This is a genomic window from Deltaproteobacteria bacterium, assembly GCA_016223005.1.
Classification (GTDB): Bacteria; Desulfobacterota; GWC2-55-46; order UBA9637; family GWC2-42-11; genus JACRPW01.
In genome coordinates this window covers 24,171-31,992 of sequence record JACRPW010000102.1, presented here as the reverse complement: position 1 = coordinate 31,992, position 7,822 = coordinate 24,171, and the positions used below count along the sequence as shown (strand labels likewise).

The 7,822-nt window shown below is 43.1% G+C and carries 9 protein-coding genes; 3 read left to right on the top strand and 6 right to left on the bottom strand.

Features of this window, described 5'->3' with window-relative positions:
* Positions 1-197: 197 nt before the first annotated feature.
* From HZC45_09820 to HZC45_09795, 6 genes are all read right to left on the bottom strand, one after another.
* Positions 198-371, bottom strand: coding sequence for a type II toxin-antitoxin system HicA family toxin (locus HZC45_09820; protein MBI5683433.1), 174 nt, complete (start codon positions 369-371; stop codon positions 198-200).
* Positions 368-565 carry a type II toxin-antitoxin system HicB family antitoxin gene (locus tag HZC45_09815; GenBank protein MBI5683432.1) on the bottom strand — a complete coding sequence of 66 codons (198 nt, stop codon included), beginning with the start codon at positions 563-565 and terminating at the stop codon, positions 368-370. Before HZC45_09815 ends, HZC45_09820 begins: the two co-directional genes overlap by 4 nt.
* A 126-nt stretch (positions 566-691) precedes the next feature.
* Entirely contained in the window at positions 692-1,132 is a 441-nt protein-coding gene (locus tag HZC45_09810; GenBank protein MBI5683431.1) for a hypothetical protein, read from the bottom strand.
* A gap of 183 nt (positions 1,133-1,315) precedes the next feature.
* Positions 1,316-1,753, bottom strand: a complete 438-nt coding sequence (locus HZC45_09805) for a hypothetical protein (protein MBI5683430.1) — start codon at positions 1,751-1,753, stop codon at positions 1,316-1,318.
* A gap of 8 nt (positions 1,754-1,761) precedes the next feature.
* Complete coding sequence (locus HZC45_09800; protein ID MBI5683429.1) at positions 1,762-2,139, bottom strand: hypothetical protein; 378 nt, start codon at positions 2,137-2,139, stop codon at positions 1,762-1,764.
* A 588-nt stretch (positions 2,140-2,727) separates the two neighbouring features.
* Positions 2,728-4,314 (bottom strand): NCS2 family permease, encoded by a 1,587-nt coding sequence (locus HZC45_09795; GenBank protein MBI5683428.1) that lies wholly within the window; start codon positions 4,312-4,314, stop codon positions 2,728-2,730.
* A gap of 319 nt (positions 4,315-4,633) precedes the next feature.
* Between HZC45_09795 and HZC45_09790 the strand changes: the two genes are divergently transcribed.
* Genes HZC45_09790 through HZC45_09780 form a run of 3 tightly spaced genes read left to right on the top strand, consistent with a single transcriptional unit; the run spans position 4,634 to position 7,819 of the window.
* Positions 4,634-5,902, top strand: a complete 1,269-nt coding sequence (locus HZC45_09790; protein ID MBI5683427.1) for an amino acid ABC transporter substrate-binding protein — start codon at positions 4,634-4,636, stop codon at positions 5,900-5,902.
* A gap of 31 nt (positions 5,903-5,933) precedes the next feature.
* Positions 5,934-6,830, top strand: a complete 897-nt coding sequence (locus tag HZC45_09785) for a branched-chain amino acid ABC transporter permease (GenBank protein ID MBI5683426.1) — start codon at positions 5,934-5,936, stop codon at positions 6,828-6,830.
* On the top strand, positions 6,830-7,819 hold the full coding sequence (locus tag HZC45_09780) for a branched-chain amino acid ABC transporter permease (GenBank protein MBI5683425.1): 990 nt from the start codon (positions 6,830-6,832) through the stop codon (positions 7,817-7,819). The genes HZC45_09785 and HZC45_09780 overlap by 1 nt, the downstream gene beginning before the upstream one ends.
* The last annotated feature ends 3 nt before the right edge of the window (positions 7,820-7,822 follow it).

The window sequence follows — 7,822 nt, the reverse complement described above, 5'->3', positions numbered from 1 at the left end:
TAATATAAGGATAGGACTATAGCAGCCATCCACCCAATCTTTTCAACGCTGTCCAGATTCGGATTCAGCAATTTTGAGATTATTTCCATGTACTTTCTCCCTGTCTGTCAGCACTTCTATAGATGGCGACTAACGCGGAGCGAAGGGAGAACGTCTGAAATCAGCGGTGGCTGTAAGCCATCCGCTGGATTTTCTTGTTATGTCAATTCTTTTATTATATGCTTCGCAAGGTTTTCGTCTATTTCATTATGCCTTGGAACCGGCTGCTTTTTCCCTGTGGTAGGATTTTTGTATAAGTCGTGGCGGCTTCCATGTCTAATGAGAATGCATCCAGAATCATTTAACTTTTTAAGCAAGTCTTTTCTTTTCATACAGCAAGGGAGAGTTCTTTGACCTTATGCTTTTCGGGGACATCCTCCATTGTCATAAGCATATATGCGTCTTTCATGTTTTCCTCAAGTTCTTGCAGGGTCTTGCCTTGAGTCATTATTTCAGGGTGTTCAAGAATCTTTCCCACCCAGAATTTTTCACCTTTCCAATAAATCATTTTTAAATTTGTTTTCATTTTCTCACCTCACTTTATATCTTTTTGCAATGATAGCACAAAATTGCGGCAAAACCTAAATGAAGGGCGCAACCCACCCTGCTTGCTCTTGACAGAGGGCATTTTAATGGGTGTCCCCTTTAGTTTTCATCTGGAGATAAATACAACCTCAGTTGACTCTAATATAGATCTCAAATCTGGTCTTAACTGAAGGAGTTTATATTCAAGGTATGATATTTTTTCATCCAAATCTGTTATATAATAGAAAGCGTCATCAAGTTTCGTTAGTGTGTGAACGTATCTACTCAAGGCGTCAGAATACCATTCTTTATGCCGCTTTATTGTGTATGAGCCGTAAGAAATCGTAAATGGAGTTGGATCGTTAGGATTCGGGATGATGTTTTCTAAACGTCTTAATTCTTGAAATTTCGATAAACAATCAGTCTTAGTCTTGCTCCGGATCATGTATGATTTACCTGCCTTGTAAACACCAGTTTTTCTATAAAGGACGCAGAGTTGAAGATAGATTAACGGATTTTTATCATCATCAATGTGTTCAATGTATAATCTGTGAATAAAACCAAACATTAGTCACTCGCTTAAATAAGATTTTTTCAATTCCTTTGTAGTGCGTAGGTTAGGTTGCGTTTTTCAACCCAACGATTTATTGCAATGGTTTGTTGGGTTTCGCAAAGATCAACCCAACCTACACGGCTACCTAAAAAAGCGTCTTGTGGCACTCGTTCACTCCAATGACTTGTTATGCGTTTTTTACAGAACAAATTTATAAATAACTCCAAGCATTACCACGAGTAGACAATAAAATGGCCAAATGGAAAGAGATAGCATGGCTTTGCCAGTAGAGTTTGCTGTCACACAAAAGCCTCCACCTGGATTTACGATATATACATCTTCAATAGTGGCATTTCCAGAATGAAGCTTTTTAATAAATACGTTATAAACATCTCTAAATCTTTGCTCAAGTCCAAGGTAGTAGGAATCTAAGAACAAAAAAAGCAATATGGGAACCAAAGAAACCCATACATAGGATGGGTTGGGTTTATCTGCAATTATTACCACAATTGCAGAAACAATTGTTATACACCATGTTTTACAACCAGCACTATTTGTAGCCAGCCTATTTATTACGCCTTGAAGGATGCCAAGGTAGCTTTGTACTGCTCCAGATTCAAAATCAACTTTATCCATGAAATATATTACCCAAGTAGTTTTTTTAAATTTTCCCAGTTCCAACTATAAGTTCTACCGCCGCCGGGCACTGCCCAATCTGAACTTCCATCTCGGTAACCAATTATCTGGAACTTGGTTTTATCCTTATCGATTGCAACCTTCAGCTCTTTTAATACACCACTGGCATTTTTAGTTTTAGAGCCAAGCATAATTATAAAAATATCGGCACGCCCTATTGCACGTGTAGCATGGTCAAGCCAGTCTTTTTCTGGCTTAGCCTCTTTCAATGAATGATCGCTAACCTCAAATGGAGAGTCAGCAAGCTTTGCTTGCCCAACAATGAATTCTTTTAGCGTGTTGTCATTGTCGAAGTCAAAACTGATGAATACTTTTTTCTTTGCCATGTTAGCCTCCTGATGGTTTATTTACGCATAACGCGGGGCTGAGCCGCCGCGAAGCGGTCGGTTTCGTGCCCCTGGTTTTCCCGTAGCGAAGCGGAGGCCAGCCAGCGGATCCTTGATCCGCGCGGCGTTCTCCCTGAGCGGAGCGAAGGGAGAACGAGTTATTATCTGAACGGGGCTAATCCATTAACATCTAATTAGGAATATTAGTCCCGAATAAAAAAACAATAACCGGGACAACTGTCCCCTTACCCCCAACATATTTCTCTTTGATTCCCACCGCAAAACAAAAACGGCCTTTCCCGCATCACTGCAAGAAAAGCCGTTTGATTAAGACGCTATCAATAAATAGCGTTATAGTTGACTTGCAAGCCGTGTGCCATATAGAGTCTCCTGGAAAAATCAATTGGCGACTACATGCTGTTACTGGCAAGACGGATAGAATATTACTCAAAACCTCCGGCAGGTGTCAAGGGAAAAATACGACAGCCTTGTGGGCTGCGCCCACCAATATATTGATAATAGCTAAATGGCGGGCACAGCCTGCCCTACAACTGACTGTTTACAATTTGACATTTTGCTCATTTACATTTATTTATTTTCGATATTTCGGTGAGTCCTCTCGCTGAAAATTCCCTTTTCCTGTCTTGCTTCCCTTAAACCCAGTATTAAAAATATAACCGCTATTCCCAAATAACCCAGAACAAAATGCCATGTGTATGACGGGCCATAGGCATTTACTATTGCGCCGTCAGCGATTTTGTAGCCGTGCATAATGCCTGTTGCGCTTGCTATGGCGGCAGTAAGCGCCCAGCCGACAGCAGCGCGGTAATGTTTTTCAATCAAGGCGACTGTCATGGCAGCCAATATCATTGATGTAAAAATAAAGCCCCTCTCCAGAGAAATAAGTCCGGCAATGGGCAATTGTATTGCAAGGGATTGAAGCCCTACAGCCCCGATGTTCGTCCCTGCTGCGCGGAGTCCGCTTTCAAGCATCAAAAGCCCCCATGCAGCCATAGCAGGAAAGAAACCGACTACCACTGCCGGGGCATGGTTGCTTGGCGTTGCCTGAAACGCCTGCGCTGCAATTGTAACGCCTATCCATAAAAGTATTGCAGCGCCTGCCTCAATAGGCACGAGGGAACTTGCAAAACCTACAAGCCCAAGAAGGCAGAGACATGTTATGATAACGCCGTTTGCAACAGAATAACCTGCGCCTGCGCCCATTGCCTTCCATCCGGGATGTCCGATGTAAATGGTTGTTGGAAATGCGCTTCCGAATGCAGCAGCAGCAATTGTCCCTATGCCGTTTACTGCAAGCGAACTCTTAACAGGGTATTTGTCTCCAGCAGCCTCAGCGCTCTCAAGGTTTTGCAGAGAACCCAAAAGATTGAATAGACCCATTGGTATGATTACAGGCAGAAATGCAATCATGCAAGACGAGGTTACCGCACTCATCAAATCAAATATGTAGAGGTTTGGAATCTGCAACTGGATATTCATTGCATTTACGAGCGCATCGCTGTTCATCCTTCCAAGCAGCCATGCCAGAATTGTCCCGCTGACAACTGCCACAAGACCAGCAGGGATTTTTTTAGGCAGATAAATCCTTCCAATGTATTGGATGAATATAAATGCAAGCGGCGCAAAGCCGACAAGCGGGTCGGCAAATATGCGGAAGCAGAAGTCCATTGATATAAATGTTATTGCAATGCCAGCCAATGTCGTAAGAAGGGCAGCCCTTGGTGTAGTGCGTTTTACCCATCCTGCTATGAATGCGCCTCCAAATTCTATTATGCCGGAGCCGAGACACGCTGCCAAACCGATGCGCCATGCAAGTTCAATATCATTTGTCTGCTCAACAACAGGCTTCATAACAAAAAGGATGTATGCAAAAAGAGAGACCGTGTTAACGCCGTATGGGAGCGCTGTTACATTTGCCTGTCCTGTGCGGTGTGATAAGGCGCGCGCTTGGAATGCATAAAATATGTTGCCGATTAGGAGGCTTACTGCAACACCGGGGAGTATCCTGCCATAGACAAGTTCCCCCGGCATCTTTAAAATAGCGCCGCAAAGCACAACTATTAAAATCAACTGGATGAGATTGTCAACAAAAAGCCCAAAAAAACCGTCTAAATCCCCCTTGTGCCACCAGCGGAATTGATTTTGTGTATCCATTAGATTTGCCCTCCAGATATAATATTTCTTTTAAAACAATGGAAGTTTATGAAAAAAGATTATGGTAGTCAATTAGAAACTGCAAAAAGTTGACCTTTGTAATTAGTCCCAAAAATAGACTTTGATTTTTGGGGAAACCTGCCTGTCTGCCGTGCCAACGGCACAGGCAGGCAAGTTGCCTGTCAGACGAGGCAGCGGACAATTTTACGGTTAGTTTTATTTATTTACACAACAGATATACACATGATATAAAGGAAAACCAATGCATTTTTTGGGTTAAATAGATTTTAAACTTAATAGTAGAAAGGAGGGCACTACAATGAATAAAAAAAGTTGGTTAATAACAATTTTACTTGCCGCAATTGCGGTAATCTGCTTGCCATCTATGCATGCCGTGGCAGGGGACGAATTGCCAAAAGAGATAGTTGTCGGCGGTCCTATAAGCATGACCGGAAAGTTTGCAAAAGAAGGGCAGCAGGGCTTCTGGGGTTTTCAGATAGCCGAGAGGTGGGTTAATGAGGTTTATGGCGGTGTCAAGATAGGGGGTAAGAAGATTCCAATAAGGTATAAATATTATGACGATGAATCAAAAAAGGAGAGTGTAACCAGTCTTCTTGAAAGGCTAATTACTGTGGATAGTGTAAAATTCCTTCTTGCCCCATATTCCTCGGGTCTGACCATTGCTGGTGCACCTATTGCCGAGAAATACAAAGCCCTTTATATGTCTCATGGCGGTGCAGGCGACCGCATATTTGAACAAGGATACAGGTATGCTGTGCAGACCATAGGCATCGGTTCAAGATACCAGTTATCTGCCCTTGATATGGTAAGGTCAATAGACCCGAATGCCAGAAAGGTTGCCCTTTTCTTTAAAGATGATGAATTTTCACGCACTGTTATGGATGGGGCAAAGGAATATATAAAAAAGAATGGTTTTGAGATAGTATTTGAAAGAACCTATCCAGCAGAGGCAAAGGACATGACCCCTGCCCTCACTGAGATGAAGATAAAAAATCCAGATATCCTCCTTGCAGGCGGACACTTCGCTGATGGGCAACTTCTGGCAAAACAGATAGGAGACATGGGGATTGATGTTAAAGCAGCATCAATCCTTGTTGCACCAACACTGCCTGCATTCATTCAGGCACTTGGCAAACAGGCAAATGGTTTCCTCGGTCCATCTCACTGGGAAATCGGTGCCAGATTCGGCATTGAAACTTCAAAGACAATAGGTTCAGGATACTTTGGTCCAACTCAGGAGTGGTTTATTAATGAGTTTCGTAAGGTATCAAAAGGCACAGACCCTGAGTACCATGCTGCTGATGCAATAGCATCCATTCTTGTTTATGTTAAGGCAATAGAGACGGCACAGAGCCTTGATACTGATAAGGTAAGGGCAGCCATGAATAGACTCCATTTTGTCCCATTCTACGGCGAATGGGGTATAGACCCTGATACAGGCAAACAGATAAAACATCAGATGGTGCTTATCCAGTGGCAGAATGGGGAGAAGGAAATCATCTGGCCTATAGAGGCACAAACTGCCAAACCGTGCTACCCAGTGGCAGCATGTCCTGGAAGGAAATAAATGCCTTTATAGATTTATACAGGAAAGCAATATGTCCATCTTTCTTCTTATATTATCAGGAAATCTTATCCACGGCGTGATATTAGGTTCTGTTTATGGGATGATGACCATGGGTTTGAGCCTGATATTTGGTGTCTTGCGAATTGTGAATGTGGGGCACGGGGCATTTGTTATGGTCGGGGCATATATAGCCTTCTGGATGTTTACCCTGCTTAATCTCTCCCCTATAATCTCTATTCCTGTGGCTTTAGCAGGCGGCATGGTTCTTGGTTTCATCTTCTTTTATCTGATTATAAGAAGACTAACCCATGCCCCTGAACTTACCACCCTCCTTGCCACATTTGCAATTGGTATTCTCCTTGAAGAGGGTGCAAAATTTTTATGGGGACCTGACTACAGAGGCTTTAACTGGGACATAGGAAGGATAAACCTCTCTGTAACCACTATCCCTCTTGGCAAGATATATGCCCTTATTTCCAGCATAGTAATATCCATAGTTCTCTATCTCTGGTTCAAAAAGGCAAAATCAGGGCGAGCTGTAAGGGCAGTTATGGAAGACAGCGAAGGGGCAAGTGTCTGCGGGATTAATGTAAAAGGTATATATGCCTTGAGTTTTGCCACAGGCACAGGCTTAACAGTCCTCGGTGGAACACTCCTCACCCTCTTTATACCTGTAGGAATAAATCCCTATATGGGTGGGATATATACCCTCAAGGCATTTGTCATAGCAGTTATGGGTGGACTTATGTCGCCGTGGGGCGGTTTCTGGGCAGGCTTTATCTTTGGTCTTATTGAGAACGGCTCATATATATTTTTTGGCTTGATACCAGGGTTTGAACCCTTCAGCATGACCCAGTTTCTGGCATTTTTTCTCCTGCTCATCATCCTCCTTGTCAAACCAACAGGGCTTTTCAATGTGAGGTCGTAATGAGGAGATATTATCCACTCATCCTTGTGTCTTCCATCTATCTGGTTCTGTTTTTAATTGGCATGGATGTAAAGGGTATGTGGCAGCCAATGGCATTACTCGTCTTCTACGCTGCACTGGGGCAGGCATTCAATATCTTTCTTGGGATGACAGGTTATGTGGACTTTGGTTATGTTGCCTTTCTGGCAATGGGTTCTTATGGTATGGCTATCACCATATCAAATCTTCATGATATCCAGTGGCTGGGATGGGGGATAGTACCTATAGGACTTATCGCAGGGCTTGTTATGTCTGCCCTCCTTTCTACGGCTGTAGGTGCTATTGCCTTAAGGCTTCGCGGGGCATATTTTGCAATTGCTACCATTGGTGTAAATGAGGGTTTCAGATACCTGATAGAGGGTGCAAGGATATGGGGGGGGGCAGAAGGCATCATTATTTCAAAGGCACTAAGGACTGCATTTGGAGCAGATGGCGCAAATTATATTTCTACATTTTGGGCAGATGCCTTTGTTTACATTATTGCTGTATCAACTGCATTTGTTACCTTCTTTTACCTGAATAGCAGAATAGGTTATGCCTTGCTCGCACTTCGGGAGGATGAAGATGCTGCAAGGGTTATGGGAATCAATACAACCCGATACAAGATTATCGCATTTATAACCAGTGCATCCTTTGGCGGCTTGATTGGGGCTTCAGCATGGGCATTGAAACTCACATATGTCTTTCCTGCAGATGTATTTGAAATTACCTATGCAGTAGAGGCTATTGTAATTGTCCTTCTTGGAGGAACAGGAACCTTGTTAGGTCCTGTAATAGGAGGGATTATATACGCCTCTTTGAAATACTGGCTGAGTGTTATATTTCCCGGATTGCAGCTCTTTATCCTTGCCCCTATTATCATAGTCATAATCGTTGTTTTCCCGCAGGGATTTATCGGACTATTGAAAACCAGGTTGAAAGGGACACGAATGGAAGGGGTAATCGTGTAGGGA